The organism is Nodosilinea sp. LEGE 07298 (assembly GCF_015207265.1).
In the GTDB taxonomy this organism is placed as follows: Bacteria; Cyanobacteriota; Cyanobacteriia; order Phormidesmidales; family Phormidesmidaceae; genus Nodosilinea.
Genome location: NZ_JADEXE010000134.1, coordinates 1 through 17,539, shown reverse-complemented (window position 1 = coordinate 17,539; position 17,539 = coordinate 1). Strand labels below are relative to the sequence as shown.

The following is a 17,539-nucleotide window of genomic DNA, read 5'->3' as shown; positions in this document are numbered from 1 at the left end:
CTGTAGACCCGCTGCCGAGCGAGTCATTGAGTCCTGCCATCGAGCCGGAAACTGGGCCGCTAGCTCCGGGAGAGCTGCCCAGCCGGGTACCGCCAACCCAGCCCGCACCAGTCTCTAGCCCTGACACCGATGATTTAGTGCCCTGGTGGAGACTGGGTCTATTGGCAGCAGCGGGGCTGCTGCTGTTGGGCGTGCTGTGGCGCAATCAGGATAGTTTTCGGGGCCAGCAGTCTACGGCCCCCGCAGTCCCAACTCCGATAGAGTCGGCCCCAACGACTGAGCCAGAGGCCCCTGCTCCAGAGACAGGTAGTGCCGGTGAGCCGCTGTTTCCGAGTACCTCGGTGAGCGGGGCCGAAGCCCTAGAGCGCGCCCGCAATGCTCTGGCCCAGCAACAGTTTGGCGAGGCGCTGGTCTGGCTCAACCAAATTCCTGAGGTAGAGCGTCCGGTCGACTACCCGGCCCTGGTCAACCAGGCCGAAACTGGCTATGCCAACGCCAGCCTGTCCGGAGAAGCCGCTCTCAACCAGGCCCGACGGCTGATTGAACCGCTGTCGGCGTCGCTGTTTAATGATGCCATTGAGCAGGCCCGCCAGGTGCCCGCCGATGATCCCGCCTACGACCAGGCCCAGGCCGATATCGCCCGCTGGAGCCAGGTGATTGTCGATTTGGCCGAGGGCCGCGCCGCCTCCGGTGACTTAAACGGTGCGATCAGCGCCGCCCGCCTGGTACCCGAAGACCAGGGCGAAATTTGGGGTCTGGCCCAAGCCCGCATTCAGCAGTGGGAGCAGCGCCAGATCAACCGCCGCCTGTTGCAGGAGGCCCAGAGCGTGCTGCAACCCGACCAGGCCACGTCGTTTCAGACTGCGATCGCGATCGCCCAGCAAATTCCCCCCGACTACCCTGAGTCTGCGATCGCCCAGGACCGCATCGACCAGTGGAGCCGCGATATTCTCGCCATTGCCCGCGCCCGTGCCGCCGATGGTCAGCTGCCTGGTGCGATCTCTGCGGCAGGCCTAGTGCCTTCTGGTACCAGCGCCTACGACCAAGCCCAGCAGGAGATTCAGCAGTGGCAGGCACAGTAGGGGAGAAAACTAATACAGTATTGGCATTAGCCGATACCGTATTAGTTTTAATAGCTGCATGTTTTCTCCTCCCAACCGCACCTCTCCCGGCCCCGACCAAGAATCCGTGTGGGATTATCCCCGGCCACCTCGACTCGAAGACTCAACTCGGCGAATTCGAATCGTGTTTAACGGCGTGGTCATTGCTGACTCGCAGCACGCTAAGCGAGTGCTAGAAACCAGCCATCCACCCACCTACTATATTCCCCCTGACGATGTGCAGATGCAGTACTTTCAGCCCGTCCCCCGCTCCACCATGTGCGAGTGGAAGGGGGCAGCAGTGTACTTTACCATTGCGGTAGGCGAGCACCAAGCCGAACAGGCGGCCTGGGCCTATCCTCAGCCGACGGAGGCATTCCAAAGCATCGCCAACTACATTGCCGTTTACCCTAGCCGCATGGAAGCCTGCTACGTCGATGATGAGCTGGTGCAGTCTCAACCGGGCGACTTCTACGGCGGCTGGATTACCTCAGACATTGTTGGCCCCTTTAAGGGCGATCCTGGCACCTGGGGCTGGTAGAGGGAATAGGGTTTACGGTTTAGGGTCTGCGGTACAAGGCCAAACCTTACACCCCTACTGCTCTACCTCCGGCTCCGAACTGCACATGGGCGCAATTCCTAACGCATCGCGGCTGCTGGTCATGGTCTCTACGGTGCGCTTGAGCTTGGCCTCTAAAAATTGCTTGTGGTCGAGCAGCTGACGCAGCTTTTGGTGGCGGGCGATCGCCAAACTAATCGTAGACAACTGATCGGGTGGGCAGGGAAAGTGCTGCACTCGACCGTCAGAATCTAGGTTGCAAAGTCGGTATCCGGGACGGCCCAAAGTATGGCCAGAGGGGGAAGGCTGGGCAGGCGGCTCTAGGGATTGACACAGGCGATCGACGTAGCCTGAGAGATCTTGGGGGTCACCGTGGCGCAGAAGCGCCGAATCGATCGCCGCCGCCCCCGACTGATCATCGACAGTTTCGAGCCAGCCATCGACAATCGGCCCTTCCATATAGAGGGATTGAATGCGCTGCACGGTTTGTTTCAGGTCTTGGTGCCAGGCTTCAACGGCCATTTGAATGTCTTGCAGCACCTTAACCGCTAGGGCAGGGTTGGCATCATGGCGATGGCGGCTGAAGGTAGGACGTTTGCGCCGAGGCAGCAGGGGCAAGTGCGAAAGCTGAGCCTGGACTGGAAACGGAGCCAGGGGATCCGAGGGACTAGGCGGCTGAGCGCTCTCGGTTGGGCCGAGGTCGGGCTGGAGTTTACCTGTACTGGTACCGCTTTCTCCGCCACCGATTGTAAACGACACGGGGCGACGGGACGGCCGCGCCTCCGGAGGACTGGATGCAGGCGGCGACATGGAAGGCAGGGCGATGAAATCAGAGGAATTATCCATGGTGTTGAGGAAGCTGGACCAGGTAGCTGAATGCAGGTAGAGGCTAACCTTGAGGATGGCAGTCCTCTGGCTGGGGCCAGATACAGGGCTTGAGTAAAGCACCATCTGCCTCAATTTATACCTGAATAGTTGAGTTTTAGCCTAATTTAATGGGACTGATCCTCAAAAACTAGCAGGTTGCCAAACTAAAGGTGACAGGTTTGGGGGAATTCAGGGTTCACGGTGTACGCTTTAAGGCCTGCCGTGAACCATGCACCCTAGACCGTTAGAGCTTGTCACCATCAGCTTGGTCAAGGACTAGACTGAAACCGCTGACAAAGCTGGCGAAAGTGGTCACCCCGCTGCTCAAAATTAGGGTACTGGTCGAAACTGGCGCAGGCGGGGGAGAGCAGCACGACGGGTGCCGATAGAGAGGCCGCCACCGCAGCCCCTCGCTCCACGGCCCGTTCCATCGTCTCGACAATTTCATAATGTCTATACCCTACGGCCTCCAGCCGTTGAGCAAACTGGGGCGCGGCATCGCCAATTAGCAGTACGGTGGCGGCCCGCGATTGAATGCCTGCCAACCAGGCCGTGTCGTCGCCCTCTTTGGCTTCGCCGCCCGCAATTAGCACGGCGGGAGCGCTTACCGATCGCAGCCCGACCTCGGCAGCATCGTAGTTGGTCGCCTTGGAGTCGTTGATGAAGTCGATGCCCTGCCAGGTGCAGATGTGCTCTAGCCGGTGGGGCACACCGGGGAAGTTGGCCACCCCGATCGCGATCGCCTCAGCATCTAGCTCCGCTAGGCAAGCTGCCGTAACCGCCATCAGCAGGTTTTGCTGGTTGTGGTCGCCCACCATCCGCAGCGCATCGACCCGCACAATGGGGATGGCTTCAAACTTGACCCAGCCGTCTTCGACATAGGCGCAGGGCCTGAGGGGAGAAATTCCCCGCCTGCCGCCTACGCTCGTCCAGTAGGCGTTGGGAAAGTCTGTCGGCAGGTGCTGGCGCAGGTAGGGATCGTCGCCATTGAAAACGGCTTGCTCTGAGCGATGCATCAGCGTCGCCTTAATCTGAGCATAGTTTGTGACCGTGCCGTGCCGCTGTAGGTGGTCGGGGGTAAGCGTGGTCCAGAGACCAATCTGGGGCGATAGGGTGGCAGACGCCTCGATTTGGTAGCTGCTCAGCTCCGCGATGATCCAGTCGGGCACCGTGGGCTCTAGGGCCAGCTCGCAGGCGGCGTAGCCAATATTGCCGCAGGCGATCGCATTCAGCCCGGCGGCCTGAAAAATAGCGGCGGTGAGGGCTGTAGTGGTCGTTTTGCCGTTAGTGCCGGTAATGCCCACCCAGGGCCGATCCTGCAAAAAACGCCAGGCCAGTTCAGTTTCGCCAATCACCTCCAAGCCGTTTTCGCGGGCGGCGACCAGGGCCGGGCTGTCCCACGGCACACCGGGGCTAACCACCAGCAGGTTGGTGCGGCTGTCGGGCACAAAGCTGTAGTCGAGCAGCACCGTAATGCCGTCCTGGCGCAGGCTTTCTTGCTGGCTGACTAGGGCTGGGCTAGAGCCGCGATCGCTCAACACCACCTGCCAGCCGTCGCGGTGCAGCAACCGCGCCGCCGCCACTCCCGACTTACCCAGACCAATCACATGGGCGTTTTTCATGGCATCGCTATCCCTTCACGATCGCCCCAAAGTCGCCCAGCACCAGAGCATGGTTGCGCAACAGACCCAGCAGGTTGAGCCGGTTCTGCCGCACCAAAGGATCGTCGGCCATTACCAGCACGCTGTCGGGGCCGTCGAAGAAGCCGCTGACCACTGGAGCCACCTGCTCTAGACCGGCAACGAGTTGATCGTAGTCGCGGCTGGCCTGAGCCGCCTGGGTCTGGGGCACCAGCGTTTTGAGCGCCGCCAAAAAGGCCTGCTCAGACTTAGCCTCCAAGGCCGCAGGGTCAATCGCGCCATCGGGGTCGATCACCTGGGTATCGAGAGTGCCCTGGGCGGCCAGGCGAGTGGCCCGGTTCACGGTTTCGTAGACTTTATCCATGCGGCCGCTGCGGCGCATCTCCTGCAAGAAAAGGGCACGATCTTTCACGTCTAAAGGATCGGCTAGGGCTCGGTCGCTCAGCACTGCATTGACCAGGTCATAGTCGACCCCCAGCTCGTCTTGCAGCAGAGTTTGTACCCGCTGCAAAAAGAAATCGTGGAGCTGGGTGCGCAGGGCTTCGGGGGCGTTCACCTCCAAAGAGGAATCCTGGGCGAAGTCGTTAACCACGGTATCGAGCAGCCGGGCCAGGTTGAGAGGCAGCCCCGCCGCCCAAATGACGTTTAGCACCGCATTCGCCGCTCGTCTGAGGGCAAAGGGGTCAGACGACCCGGTGGGCAGCTGCCCGGTGCTAAAAATGCCTACTAGCGTATCGAGGCGATCGGCAATGCCCACCACCTGACCCACGAGGGTTTGGGGCAGGCTGTCTTGGGCACCGCGCGGCAGGTAGTGCTCAAAAATGGCGGTAGCCACTGCTTCTGGCTCGCCGCTGTGGAGGGCGTACTTTTGCCCCATTACCCCCTGTAGCTCAGGAAACTCGCCCACCATCTGGGTGACCAGGTCGGCTTTGCACAGGTAGGCGGCGCGGCGAATGTGCTGGCGCGGCTGTGCCCCCAAATTGAGCTGGTCGCACACATGGTCGGCCACAGCGCCAATGCGCTTGACCTTGGCGGCCATCGAACCGAGCTGTTCTTCAAAGGTGACGGTTTCGAGCTTGGCGACAAAGGCATCAAGGGGCTGGGCGCGATCGGCATCGAAGAAAAACTTGCCGTCGGAAAGGCGGGCGCGAATCACCCGAGCGTTGCCCTCGGCGATAATGGCATCTTTGCTCGGGTCACCGTTGGAGATGGTGACGAAGTAGGGCATCAGCGTCAGCCCATCGCTGGCCTGCTGGAGCGGAAAGTAGCGCTGGTGGCTTTCCATTTCGATGATGGCGACCTCTGGCGGCAGCTCCAGAAACTCAGCATCGAACTTGCCCACTACTGCCGTGGGCCACTCCACTAGGTTGGCGACCTCGTCCAGCAAGGTTGCAGAAATCATCGGTACGGCGTTTACCGATTTGGCGGCCGTTTCCACCTGGCGCTCGATCAGCAAACGGCGGGCGGCGGGGTCAATTTCAACGCAGGCCTGGCGCAGGGCTTCAACATAGTCCTGGGCGCGGCGCAGGGTGACAGGCGCGGGGTGCAGCACCCGGTGGCCCTGGGAAATGCGATCGCTCACACATACCATTGACCCATTTTCAAGAGTAATAGGCAGAACGTCGCCATCCATTAGCGCCACTAACCAGCGAATCGGGCGCGGAAAGCGCAAATCGCCGTCGCCCCAGCGCATAAACCGCTTGCCCTCCAGCCCCAAAATCCACTGGGGAATCAGCTCGCTCAAAATGTCGGTAGCGGCCCGCCCTGGAATCTCCTGGTTGACGAAGACAAAGGCCCCTTTGTCGGTGTCGCGCACCTCTAGAGCGGTCACATCCACTCCTCTAGATTTAGCGAAGCCGAGGGCTGCTTTGGTAGGCTGACCAGCTTTGAAGGCGGCCTGGGCCGGAGGACCTTTGACCTCTTCAATGCGATCGCTCTGGCGATCGGGCAGACCATCGAGCACCACAGCTAGGCGGCGAGGGGTGCCGTAAAAACGCACCGTCTCTGGAGCCAGAGCCAGCTCGGCCAGCTCGGTTGGAATGCGAGTTTGCCACTGCTGGAGGGCATCGCTAACAAAACTGGCGGGCAGTTCTTCAGTGCCAACTTCCAGTAAAAATGTCGCCATAGAAGGAGATGTAAGTTGTGTCGTGCGCTAGCCCCAAGGGGCCATCCTTTGCAAATTGCAGCGGAGAAGTTACCGTAGCAGATCGAGACAATTACCTCGACGCTACTGCCCCGCATTTTTAGCTTCCCCAGTCTATCAAGCTTTTCGCCCTGGGCCGACGTATTGGTACGTGGTCAAATAGCCATGACCTTTAACCATGACCTGGCCCACCTCTTCAAAGGCGTAGCGGTGTTTGAGGCGATCGTAGGTGGCCTCGGTGATTTGAATTTTGCCCGGCATGCCCTGGGCCTCCATACGGCTGGCGATATTGACGGCATCGCCCCAGAGATCGTAGCTAAACTTTTTAATGCCAATTACGCCAGCCACCACCGGTCCTGTATTAATACCGATGCGCAGCTGAAATTCCTGGCCGTCGTTACGGGTGATGTGGGCGGCGGCGGCCTGCATGGCTAGAGCCATTTCCATAATGGTTTCGGCGTGGTCGAGACGGGGTAGCGGCAGTCCACCGACCACCATGTAGGCGTCGCCGATGGTCTTAATTTTTTCGAGTTGGTACTGCTCCGCCAGACGATCAAAGGCTGAGAAGATCTGGTTAAGCCAGTTGACCAGCTCCAGCGGGCTAATTTGAGCCGCCAGGGGGGTAAAGTTCACGATGTCGGCAAACAGAATGGTGACGTCGTCAAAGCGCTCGGCCAGCGACCCCTCTAGCTGCTTGAGCTTGTCGACCACGGCCCGAGGCAAAATATTGAGCAGCAACTGTTCTGACTTTTGCTGCTCCAGACGCAGGGCCTGCTGAGCTTGCTCACGTTCCTGCATTTCTTGCTGAAGCTGCTGGTTTTGAGCCTGTAAAAGCTGAGCCTGTCGTCGCAGTGCCTTTTGCAGGTCGGCCAACAAATTAGTGGCGCTACCTGCCGAGACAGCCCGCTGGGCCTGCTGCCTGAGCCGCTGCTGCTGCCTATGGGTAGCCACCTGGGCCTTAATGCGGGCCGCAGCTTCTTCTAGCCAAAGCGATTGGTCGATGTAGTCGACGACCCCAAATTCAAAGGCCCGCAGCCGTCGGGCCAGAGCCTGGTCTTGGCCCACAACGACCACAGCCACATGGCGGGTTTGGGGCCGCTTTTTGAGCCGGTGGCACAGGCGCATCGCCGCTGTATCGAACTGATCGACCGCCAGCAAAATCAAGTCGGGGGGGGCGGCCTCTACCGCTGCAATTGTGTCGTCTTCACCGCTGACCTGGCGTACCTCGTAGTCCGCTGTTCGCAGCAGGTCTAACAGCGCCACCAGCGGCTCCAGGCTGCTGTCGGCTACTGGAGCCACTAGAATTGCGCCGGAGGTGGGGCCGGAATCTGGCGAAGCGTTGGTCATGGAATCCTGGAGCAAAGATGATCGCCCCCGTTACGGTAGGCGCTGGCCCGGAGGCACAGAACAGTCGCCGTTGATAACACCCGATCAGCACCCTGTAGCGGAGGCAGGTGTCTACACCCAGATTGGGTGTCTGAGCATTGCCCCCTCGCCCCTGGCGGGGCATCGTGCCTCAGTTATAGCGCTCCCTCAGCAATTCATGGTTGAATCGGTGAGAACCCAGGCGATCGCGTTAATCAGTAGCATAGTTTCTAGCGGTTCTTTTCAGCGGTTTGCAGGGCAGGTTTGGACCTATGGCAGGGTGTGAAAATCCATTTCTGGCACTCAAGGCCAGGCAGGTCGTCGTAATGTTCTTCATGATTACTGCGGGCCTGGCCCTGGTATTTAGCACCCTAGGTGCGCTAGAGCTGCTGCCCTTGCAGGGGGACGACCCTATTTTGGCCCCCATTCTTTACAGCCTGATTTTTTTTGGCCTGTGTGTCGCAATTTTGTTAGCAGCGCGGCGATTGCCCCTGCGGCTGACGGTGCTGCTGGGGCCGGTGCCCAGGCACCTGGCCTGGGTGCAGCTGTTGTGGCTGGTGGTGGGCGTATTCTTGTTTTCGCTGGGGGCGTTTCAGGTGTCGTACCTGGGGTTATCGCTGGTGGCCCCAGGGCTGGTAGAAACAACCCTGAGTCAGTCGCTGCTGCTGTCTCCTGACCAAGCGACGGCCCCTGGTCTTTACAACACGCTGATGCTGTTTTCGGTGCTGGTGGTGGCCCCCATTACCGAAGAATTTATCTTTCGCGGCGTGCTGCTGCACCGCTGGGGCGTCAAGTGGGGTGTTCGTCCGGCTATTGTGCTGACCTCAGTGCTGTTTGGGGTACTGCACTCTAACTTGATTGGGCTATTTGTGTTTGGGGTAGTAATGTCGCTGCTATACCTGAGCACGCGATCGCTGCTGGTGCCGATGGTGGCCCATGCCATCAACAATGCGATCGCATCGGGGGTCGATTTTTTGGCCACTCAGCCCACCGCCAATGCCATCGATACCTTGGCCGAGTTTCGGGCCAGCTGGTGGCTGGGGGTATTGTGTTTGCTGGTGTCGGCCCCGTGGGTGCTGCGCTACGTAGCGTATCACTGGCCTGAGCGCCAGGCCCCGCTGCCCTACTTTCTGAACCAGGGCTGCAACCAGGGCGATCGCCTAGCCTGAGTAATCCCACCGAACCTGCCTGGCTAGACGAGCAAGAAGGTTGGCCGAGTTCCGTAATTCTCTGGACGCTGCCAGGCCCCAAACCAAGGACAATAAATTTAATTCTGAAGAACGCATTCAGGTCAGTTCGGCGGCTCACTTGGGGGCATTTGAACCTGAGAGCTGGTCTGTTTGAAAAGCGTTCTTCAGCTAAATGTGTCTGATCCCAGGGGGCTTTCAGGGGTCAGACATTTTTTATTTTGAGGGTGGCTCATCGTGATGAATCACCCGGTTGTGTGGTCCCGTAGCAAAGTCCTTCTCCCCTAGGAGGAGGACTTTGACGTTCTGGGGCAAACCCCAATGCAGCGAAATGGTAGGCCGCTGCGATCGCAAGCTTGAACGTAAGCTGAAGAATGTGCCCTAAAGTGGGCTATGGACAACCCCACCCACTGCCCCGGAGTCTGTCATTGCCTAAGCTGAACCGCGCCCAGCCGCCCCTGGGCTTTATTCCCCCCCGCTACAAGCCTTGGGTGGTGCAGGGCTGCTACATTGTGCTGCCCCTGATGCTGCGGCTGCGGCTGCGGCCCTGGCTGCCAGCGGGTATTTGGCCCGTAACTTGCCACAACCCAGAGGTATTGGCAGAATGTTTTCACCAGTTTCAGACGGGCAAAATTCGGCTGCTGCTGGCCTTTCGCCACAGTCAGGTAGACGACCCAATTTGCCTGTCGTACCTGTTTTCGCGGCTGGTGCCTCGGGCCGCGCGCCAAAAAGGGTTTAGCCTCAAGCGCCCGCTGCACAGCTTTTTTATGTACGACCGGGGTATGCCGCTGTGGGCCGGGCGGTGGCTGGGCTGGTTTTTTGCGGCGATCGGGGGCATTCCAGTACATCGGGGCCGCAGGCTAGACCTCAAGGCGCTGAAGACAGTGCGTGAGCAGATTATGACCGCCCCACTGCCCGTCACCATTGCCCCCGAGGGCGCAACCAATGGCCATGGTGAAGTGATCAGCGATCTGGAGCCGGGCACGGCTCAGCTAGCCTTTTGGGCGGTAGAAGATTTGCAAAAAGCAGGTCGCCCCGAACAGGTGCTGCTGCTGCCGGTGGGCCTGCGCTACATTTACCCCCGCCCCGACTGGGCCGCCCTTAACCGACTGCTGGCCCGACTAGAGGCCGACTGTGGCCTGCCGGTACAGTCGTTCAGCGACCCGACGGTGGCACCTGAGGCCTACTATCCTCGCCTGCTAGGGCTGGGTCAGCACCTGCTGACCCGCCTGGAGCAGTTCTACCAGCGGTTTTATGGGTTGACTCCAGCTGCACCCCAGGGTGAGAACCGCGATCCATCCAACCCAGACCCCTCAGCCGAGCTGGGCCAGCGGTTGAGCTATCTTTTGGACGGGGCTTTAGCGATCGGGGAACGGTTTTTTGATTTGCCCAATACCGGCACGCTGGTGACTCGCTGCCGCCGCTTAGAAGAGGCGGGATGGAGCTATATCTATCGCGAAGACATCACCGACCTGGGCCAGCTTTCACCCTTCGATCGCGGCCTGGCCGACTGGATCGCGGCGGCAGCGACCCTGCAGATGCAGCATATGCGCCTGGCCGAGAGCTTTGTGGCCGTGTCGGGCCACTACGTGAAAGACAAGCCCAGTTTTGAGCGCTTTGCCGAAACCACCCTGATACTCTTTGACCTGGTAGAGCGAGTGAAGGGGACACGGGTACCCAAACGTCCCCAATTGGGTACACGCCAGGCGGTGATTAGCCTGGGAGAGCCGATCAAGATTAGCGATCGCTGGCCCGACTATGCTCAATCGCGGCGATCGGCGAAGGCAGCCGTGGAAGGGCTGACCCAGGATATTCAGACCGCTTTAGAGGAGCTGATTGCGTCGGTTGATGAGGCATCCACCCCGTGAGTTGACCCCATGATCTGGACCCATAATTTAGCTCAGGCATGACCGCTCGACCCTTAATACCCAACCCGATTGGTCATGATGAGCTGTCGTTGAAACCAAGCTGCTGTAGTTGACTGGGGGTAAACCTAACCTTGACCGCGATACCGATAGAAACGCGCCAGAATGCTCTGGTCGTTGGGGCTAGCCAGGGCATTGGCCTCGGCTTTGTGCAGCAGTTGCTGGCGGGCGATCGCTTTGAGACGGTGTACGGCACCTACCGTCGCCCCGAGTCGGCCCAAGAGCTGCTGGCGCTGGCGAAGCAATTCCCCCAGCTGATCTGCCTGCCCCTGGATGTGACGGAGGAAGAGACTATTGCGGCTGCGATCGCATCCATTCAGGCCCGTACGCCCCGGCTGCACCGGGTGGTGTACTGCGTTGGAGTGCTCCACGACGGCGGCTTTCAACCCGAGAAAAGCCTGCGGCAGATCACGAGCGAAAATTTGGTGCGATCGTTTCAGACCAATGCGGTGGGGGCGGCGCTGCTGGCCAAGCACTTGATGCCTACGTTTAAGCACGATCAGGCCAGCGTTTTCGCCGCTATCTCGGCCAAGGTGGGCAGCATTGGCGACAACCACCTGGGGGGCTGGTACGGCTATCGCGCCTCCAAAGCTGCTCTGAATATGCTGATGAAAACAACGGCCCTAGAGTATGCTCGCCGCTGTCCCCAGACTACCGTGGCGCTGCTACACCCCGGCACCACCGACACTCGCCTATCAGAACCCTTTCAGCGCGGCGTGCCGCCTGAAAAGCTGTTCTCAGTAGAGCGCACGGTGACACAGCTGATGGCGGTGATGGACGGTCTGAGCCCCGCCGACAGCGGCGATTTTTTTAGCTGGGATGGCAGCCGATTGCCCTGGTAGGGCCAATTTTAGATTTTGGATTTTGGATGGGCGCTAGGGTTGTTGTCGGGTAGCCCTGGGGCTATTCTGAGGCCAAGGATTGACTGGCTATTCACAAATCGTCGGTGAGGGAAGCGGGATGGATGTGAGCATGATGGATTGGCAACTGCTGGAGAGCATCGGCCTGGGGCTGGGGCTGGGGGTGGCCGCTGGGTTTCGGGTAGTGGTGCCCTTTTGGGTGCTGAGTGCCGCCGCCCTGTTTGGCCATATTGAGCTGGCCGACAGTATGACCTGGCTGGGCAACACCTCCGCTTTTGTTGGCCTTTCCATTGCCCTAGTGGTTGAGATTGCGGCCTACAGCGTGCCCTGGCTCGACAATGCGATCGATACCGTGGCGCTACCGATCGCGGCGGTGGCCGGTACACTGCTGATGGCGATCGCGGCCAACCAGCTCGACCCCTTTGCCCAGTGGAGTGTGGCGATTGTAGCTGGGGGGGGTGCCGCCGCCACGGTGAAGGGGCTCAACGGCCTGACCCGCTTTGTCTCCACGGCTACTACGGGCGGAGCCACAAACCTGATTCTTGCCGGGGTAGAACTGGTAGGGGCCGTGGTGATCTCAATATTCGCGCTAGTTGCCCCGATCGTAATGTTTGTGGTGGTACTGACTTTCTTTATTCTGCTGGTGCGCTTTGCCATTAAAGCCTTTTACCGCGCCAAGAAACCCACCCCCGATGCCGAATGAACTATCGAGCCAGCCTTGCCTCCACGTGAATGGCTAGGGCCGACATTTCTGGCAGCGTGGCGGTAAACTGCCCGGCTCGGTTGACTAAGATAACTCCAGCGTCGTTAGCGCAGGCTTTGCCATTGGCTGTTAACCCACCCTGCACCACATTGCAGTAGCGGCCCTGAGGCAGCTGAGTCTGAAACCTGTGGGTCAGCGGCTGACCCTCGCGGTTGATGGCCACAAAGCCCCGGTTGCCTCGGCCAAAGGCGATCTGGTTGGCGTTATTGCTCCACCAGTCGGTAACTTCGGCTGTGGGCTGAGTCGCGTTGCGAAAGCCCACCATGCCCGTAATAGCGGGCCAGCGATGCTCGCAAACCCATTCATCAAAACAATTTGCTTCACCGTCTTGGTATACCGGCTGAGTGATGCCGTTATCGTCGGTCGGTGGCCCCTGTTCTGAGTTGTCAAAGGCAAAGCTCGACATGACCTGAGGTTTACCGTAGGGAAAGGCCAGCATAAACACGTTGGCCAGGCCGTAGAGGTCGCCGTTTTTGTAGGTGAGGTAGTCGCCGCCGCCCGCGTGGCCGCGCTGCTTGTCATGGTTATCAACAAAAATTACCGCTTGGTCAGAAGGGGCTAGACCCCACCCTTCGCCCAGGGTTTGCAGGTTGGCCAGGGTTTGCCCCTCTAGACCCAAAAAGGCGAGGCCAACAAAACGGCCATACTTAAAGTCGAGCACGTTGCCGCTGTCATAGTAGTCTTGCTTGCGAATGGCCTCGGTGCCGGGGTCAATCACTTCTTGGTAAATATAGAGATTAGCTTCGGGGTGGCGATCGCGCAGCTGCATCAAAATCTCGGCTAGTTCTTGGCTGCGAATGTGCTTGGCTGCATCAATGCGAAACCCCGCCACGCCCATCTCCACCAGTTCGCTCATGTAGTCGACCAGGGTGGCCTGCACTTTAGCGGAACTAGTATCGAGGTCGGCTAGGCCCACCAGTTCGCACTGGGTAACGTTTTCGGCATTGCTATAGTCGGTGACCTGTTGGTGACAGTCGTTAAAGTCTTCGGGCCTGTAAAGACCGGGATAGTCGTACTTGGCAAACTGGGTGCCAGCACTGCCCACGCCACTCTCAAACCCAGCCATGTGGTTAATCACAGCATCGGCGTAGATGGCAACCCCCGCCTCACGACAGCGGTTGATCATATTCTGAAGCTCGGCGCGGCTGCCGCTACGGCTTTCGAGTTGGTAGCTGACGGGCTGATACCGCTGCCACCAGGGATAGCCATAGTCGGGTAGCACGATATGCTCTTGGGGTGGCGAAATTTGGACGGCCCGGTAGCCATTGGGGCCGAGATACGTTTCACACTCAGTGGCGATGTCGGCCCAGGTCCACTCAAACAGATGCACTACTGTGGTGGGTGCCGGGGCAGTGGCCCCTGAGAAAGCAGACTCTGAGGCGCTAGCAGGAGCCTGAACATTAGACAAACCAATGGACAGGGCCGGAAACAACGTAAGCGGATTCAGCAAAACTACCAGGCCCACAACACCGCTGGCAGAAAGGGCACCCAGGACGATTTTCCACATAGATTTTTCAGCTAAACCCGTATAAAAACAAACATTTTTGGGGCAAAATACTGCCCTCAGCCACCGCTAGCATGCACCTCTGACCTGTAAAAATAACCGCGCTACAGGGGTTCGCCAACTTGCCTCGGTGGATTTTGCAGAAATCTTCAAGTTGGCCGTCATCCAGACCCTGGGGTTGTGCGTATCATTAGCAGCCATTATGGAGCCAGCAAATGGCCGGGAGAGGGTTTAGTGTGCCAGCAGCCATCCAGCAGAACATCTATATTTGCCGCCCTTGGGAGATTGACCTATCGCTATCGAGGGCTGATTTTGGCCCTGTGGGTGGTGCTGCTAGGACTAGGCGGGTTGTTTGCCCCGCGCCTGGATAGCGTACTGCACGGCACTGGCACAACCTACGAAAGGGGGGAGGCGGCCCAAACCGATCGCCTGCTAGAAGAGCATCTGGGTCTAGATGCCGACGCGCTGACGGTGGTGTTTGAGTACGCAAAGGGCGGCGATCGCATTTCTGAGCTGGCTATTGACCAACGCCCTGATATCCAACCCCTGCTGAACGATCTGGCCGCGCTGCCCACGGTAGAGTCGGTGAGCCAGACTACGGCGCTGCCGGGAGAGACTGGCAATGTCGATTACCGCTTGATCAGCCTACGGGTTTCAGGCGGCGACACCAACACTGCCATTGCCAACCTGCTGGCCCTGCTAGACGAAGAAACCCCTGCCGGAGTGACCAGCTACCTGACCGGCAAAGCCGTAGTGGACTACGAAGCGCAGGAGATCAGCAAAAAAGACCTGGTGCGGGCCGAGGCCTTGTCGCTACCGCTGACTCTGATTGCCCTGGTGTTTATTTTTGGCTCGGTAGTAGCGGCCCTGCTACCGGTGGTAATGGCGCTGGCCACTGTCACCGTGACCAGCGGGCTGATCTATGCGATCACCCAGTTTTCAGAGGTTTCTATTTTTGCCGTCACCCTAACCACCATGCTGGGACTGGGAGTAGGCATCGACTTTACCCTGGTGATGGTGAGCCGCTTTCGAGAAGAGCTGGCCCATCGTAGCGTCCTAGAGTCGGTGGTCGAAACAATGGCCACTGCCGGGGAAGCGGTGTTTTATTCGGGTCTGACCACCTGCATCGGGCTGCTGAGCCTGCTGCTGTTTCCGGTGGTGCTGCTGCGATCGCTGGGGGTAGCCGGGTCGCTGGTGGTGCTGATGTCGGTGCTGGCGGCGCTCACCCTGGTGCCCGCCCTGCTGGGACTACTAGGCCACCAGATCAACCGCTGGCGATTGCTAACCCCCAGCCAGGGTGCGGGCTTTTGGGGGCCGTTTTCGCGCCGGGTCATCCGCTATCGGGTGGTGGCGATCGCGGCGGTAGTGGCGATCATTCTGGTACTAATGTCGCCCTTCTGGCAGGCCCAGTGGGGGTTGGGTGATGTCAACGCGCTACCGGCCTCAGCCCAGGCCCGCCAGGGTGTAGAGGTCTTAGAAGAAGCTATCAGCGCCGGGCGCACGGCCCCTATTTTGGTGGCGGTGACCGCCGCAGACGGCGATCGCCTGCTGACCCCCGACTCGGTAGAGACTCTCTACACCCTGGTCGAGTCGCTGACCAACGACGACCGGGTGGCTAGCGTACAGAGCCTGTTTAATCTCGATCCAACCTTTGATCTGGCGACCTACCAGCGGCTTTACCAAACCCCCGATCGCATTCCTCTAGAGTCGGTAGCAGCGGCGGTGGAGCGCCTGAGTACCGACGACACCACGCTGATTTCGATCAGCAGCAAGTCCGACAGCAACACCCCCCGATCGCGGCAACTGGTGCGAGAGCTACGGCAAAAGTCGCTGCCTGGCCTCACTCTGAGCGTGGGGGGTGCCACCGCCAAAAGCCTGGATACCATTGACATTATTGGGCAGCGGGCACCGCGAGCGATCGCGGCTATCTTCTTGGTGACGTTTGTTTCTCTGACTCGGCTGTTTGGCTCCGTGGTGATGCCCCTGAAGGCCATTTTTCTCAACATCATGTCAATTGGGGCCTCGTTTGGGGCGCTGGTGTTTATCTTTCAGCAAGGCCACTTTCAAACGCTGCTCAACTTTACCCCGGTGGGCTACCTCGATATTTTGCTGCCCATTGTGCTGTTTTGCGTGCTGTTTGGTCTCTCGATGGACTACGAGGTGTTTTTGCTGGCCCGCATCAAAGAGGCCTACGATCGCACCGGCAACAACACCGACGCCATTGTCGAAGGGCTGGAGTGCACCGGGCGCATCATCACCAGTTCAGCTCTGCTCACTATCATCGTCACGGCCTCCTTTGCCTTTACCAGCATTATTTTTGTGAAGGCTCTGGGGCTGGGCATTGCGATCTCAGTCCTGATCGACTCGACTTTAATTCGCGCCGTGCTGGTGCCTGCCAGTATGCGTCTGATGGGCCACTGGAACTGGTGGTGTCCAACGTTGAGGCGGCAATCTTTTTCTGGCTGAGCTAGATTTTAGATAGTTCTCTTCACGCTGGTAGCCCCTATGTTTTTACCCTTTTGTGCCCCCCCTTCCGCCGCATCTCGCCGCGAGTACCAGCGCCACAAGCTGGAGATGATGAAATCCTGGCGTGACGCTTTAGAAACCCGTCTGGCTGCCCTCAATGCCGCCATCAGCACCGTTGAGCAGCAGATTAGCCAAGACGCCGAATAGGAGACGGTGAGGGGATGAAGTTCGACGTAGGGGCTTTGCTGTGCAACGCCCCTACCAGGGGATTCCACTGGTCAAATCGTCCTAACTAAATCAACTGCCGGGAAGCTGCTGCGCGTCTACATCTCCCCATTTCCTAAATTGATCGCAGGAATTTGGTGCCGGGCTAGGCAAACTACACTTTTTATCACCCCGTTCCCCTAGGATATGACCTTAGCGGTAGGGTATTGATTACCCTGCCGCCTGCTGTCTTTCTTCTGGGTTGCCCCACTGGTTATGCCTGAATCTCTTTCGTCCATGTCTCCGGCCCTCCCTTCGGCAGGAGTTGTTCCGCTGATTCAGCCGATTGGGGTGAAGGCCATCTATGGCCTGGCGCTGCAGGGCAACCTGTTGCTGGCGGTCGATCCTTTTCGGGGCTACCTGCTGCGCGTCGATCCCAAAACCGACCAAATCGAAATTCTCAACTCTGCCCAGGCCGAGGCGTTCTACGGGGTCACGGGCGTTGCCTGCTGGCAAAACCAGCTGTGGTTTTGCCGTGACCATACCGTGTACACCACCGCCCTCGACAATATCCAGCCTACCCCGGTGCTTACCCTGCCCTACCCTGCCAATGGGGTCGCCGTGTGGGAAAACACCCTCTACGTTAGCTGCAAAAAGGGGAGCTGCATCTTTATCTGCGATCGCAACTCAGGGCAGCGCATTACCCAGTTCCCGGCTCCTGGCATTGGCATTGAGAATATCTCCGTCTGGGGTGACTACCTGTGGGTCTGCGACCAGGTTGAGCAAACCGTGTACTGCCTCGATCGCGCTACGGGTGAGCTGATTGTCAAAATGCTCACCCCCTTTGCCACACCCACCGGGCTGGCGGTACCACCCCACACGACCCCCGAAAGCGGCACAGTCTGGGTGGCCTATGCCAACGAAGAACCTCACATCCGCGAAGACCCCAACGGCGC

At 59.2% G+C, this 17,539-nt stretch carries 12 protein-coding genes and 2 pseudogenes; 9 read left to right on the top strand and 5 right to left on the bottom strand.

What is annotated here, in order from left to right:
• Both IQ273_RS18130 and IQ273_RS18125 read left to right on the top strand, forming a co-directional pair.
• Positions 1–1,082 (top strand): annotated as a pseudogene (locus IQ273_RS18130) (hypothetical protein); the annotation flags it as partial.
• A 58-nt stretch (positions 1,083–1,140) separates the two neighbouring features.
• Positions 1,141–1,641, top strand: a complete 501-nt coding sequence (locus tag IQ273_RS18125; protein ID WP_194024568.1) for a DUF427 domain-containing protein — start codon at positions 1,141–1,143, stop codon at positions 1,639–1,641.
• A gap of 54 nt (positions 1,642–1,695) precedes the next feature.
• Here the strand turns inward: IQ273_RS18125 and IQ273_RS18120 are convergent, their stop codons facing one another.
• From IQ273_RS18120 to IQ273_RS18105, 4 genes are all read right to left on the bottom strand, one after another.
• Complete coding sequence (locus IQ273_RS18120; RefSeq protein WP_194024567.1) at positions 1,696–2,505, bottom strand: hypothetical protein; 810 nt, start codon at positions 2,503–2,505, stop codon at positions 1,696–1,698.
• Between the two features lie 290 nt (positions 2,506–2,795).
• A complete protein-coding gene (murD, locus tag IQ273_RS18115) occupies positions 2,796–4,148 on the bottom strand; it encodes a UDP-N-acetylmuramoyl-L-alanine--D-glutamate ligase (RefSeq protein WP_194024566.1) in 1,353 nt (450 codons plus the stop codon).
• Positions 4,149–4,155: 7 nt separating this feature from the next.
• Positions 4,156–6,291, bottom strand: a complete 2,136-nt coding sequence (gene glyS / locus IQ273_RS18110) for a glycine--tRNA ligase subunit beta (RefSeq protein WP_194024565.1) — start codon at positions 6,289–6,291, stop codon at positions 4,156–4,158.
• Positions 6,292–6,426: 135 nt separating this feature from the next.
• The gene (locus tag IQ273_RS18105; RefSeq protein WP_194024564.1) at positions 6,427–7,656 is read right to left on the bottom strand and encodes an adenylate/guanylate cyclase domain-containing protein; all 1,230 of its coding nucleotides are present in this window, start codon (positions 7,654–7,656) and stop codon (positions 6,427–6,429) included.
• A 290-nt stretch (positions 7,657–7,946) separates the two neighbouring features.
• On the opposite strand from IQ273_RS18105, the gene IQ273_RS18100 reads away from it, so the two are divergent.
• The 4 genes from IQ273_RS18100 to IQ273_RS18085 all read left to right on the top strand — a co-directional run bounded on the left by IQ273_RS18100 (position 7,947) and on the right by IQ273_RS18085 (position 12,349).
• Complete coding sequence (locus tag IQ273_RS18100; protein ID WP_194024563.1) at positions 7,947–8,843, top strand: CPBP family intramembrane glutamic endopeptidase; 897 nt, start codon at positions 7,947–7,949, stop codon at positions 8,841–8,843.
• A 446-nt stretch (positions 8,844–9,289) separates the two neighbouring features.
• Positions 9,290–10,729, top strand: a complete 1,440-nt coding sequence (locus tag IQ273_RS18095; RefSeq protein ID WP_228053318.1) for a 1-acyl-sn-glycerol-3-phosphate acyltransferase — start codon at positions 9,290–9,292, stop codon at positions 10,727–10,729.
• 131 nt (positions 10,730–10,860) lie between these two features.
• A complete protein-coding gene (locus IQ273_RS18090; RefSeq protein WP_228053312.1) occupies positions 10,861–11,628 on the top strand; it encodes an SDR family NAD(P)-dependent oxidoreductase in 768 nt (255 codons plus the stop codon).
• 118 nt (positions 11,629–11,746) lie between these two features.
• Positions 11,747–12,349 (top strand): DUF4126 domain-containing protein, encoded by a 603-nt coding sequence (locus IQ273_RS18085; RefSeq protein ID WP_194024561.1) that lies wholly within the window; start codon positions 11,747–11,749, stop codon positions 12,347–12,349.
• 1 nt (position 12,350) lies between these two features.
• On the opposite strand, the gene IQ273_RS18080 is transcribed toward IQ273_RS18085, so the two are convergent.
• Positions 12,351–13,916, bottom strand: a complete 1,566-nt coding sequence (locus tag IQ273_RS18080) for an alpha-amylase family protein (RefSeq protein WP_194024560.1) — start codon at positions 13,914–13,916, stop codon at positions 12,351–12,353.
• Positions 13,917–14,198: 282 nt separating this feature from the next.
• On the opposite strand from IQ273_RS18080, the gene IQ273_RS18075 reads away from it, so the two are divergent.
• From IQ273_RS18075 to IQ273_RS18065, 3 genes and pseudogenes are all read left to right on the top strand, one after another.
• Positions 14,199–16,379 (top strand): MMPL family transporter, encoded by a 2,181-nt coding sequence (locus tag IQ273_RS18075; RefSeq protein ID WP_194024559.1) that lies wholly within the window; start codon positions 14,199–14,201, stop codon positions 16,377–16,379.
• 39 nt (positions 16,380–16,418) lie between these two features.
• The gene (locus IQ273_RS18070; RefSeq protein ID WP_194024558.1) at positions 16,419–16,586 is read left to right on the top strand and encodes a hypothetical protein; all 168 of its coding nucleotides are present in this window, start codon (positions 16,419–16,421) and stop codon (positions 16,584–16,586) included.
• A gap of 294 nt (positions 16,587–16,880) precedes the next feature.
• A pseudogene (locus IQ273_RS18065) lies at positions 16,881–17,539 on the top strand (transglutaminase); the annotation flags it as partial.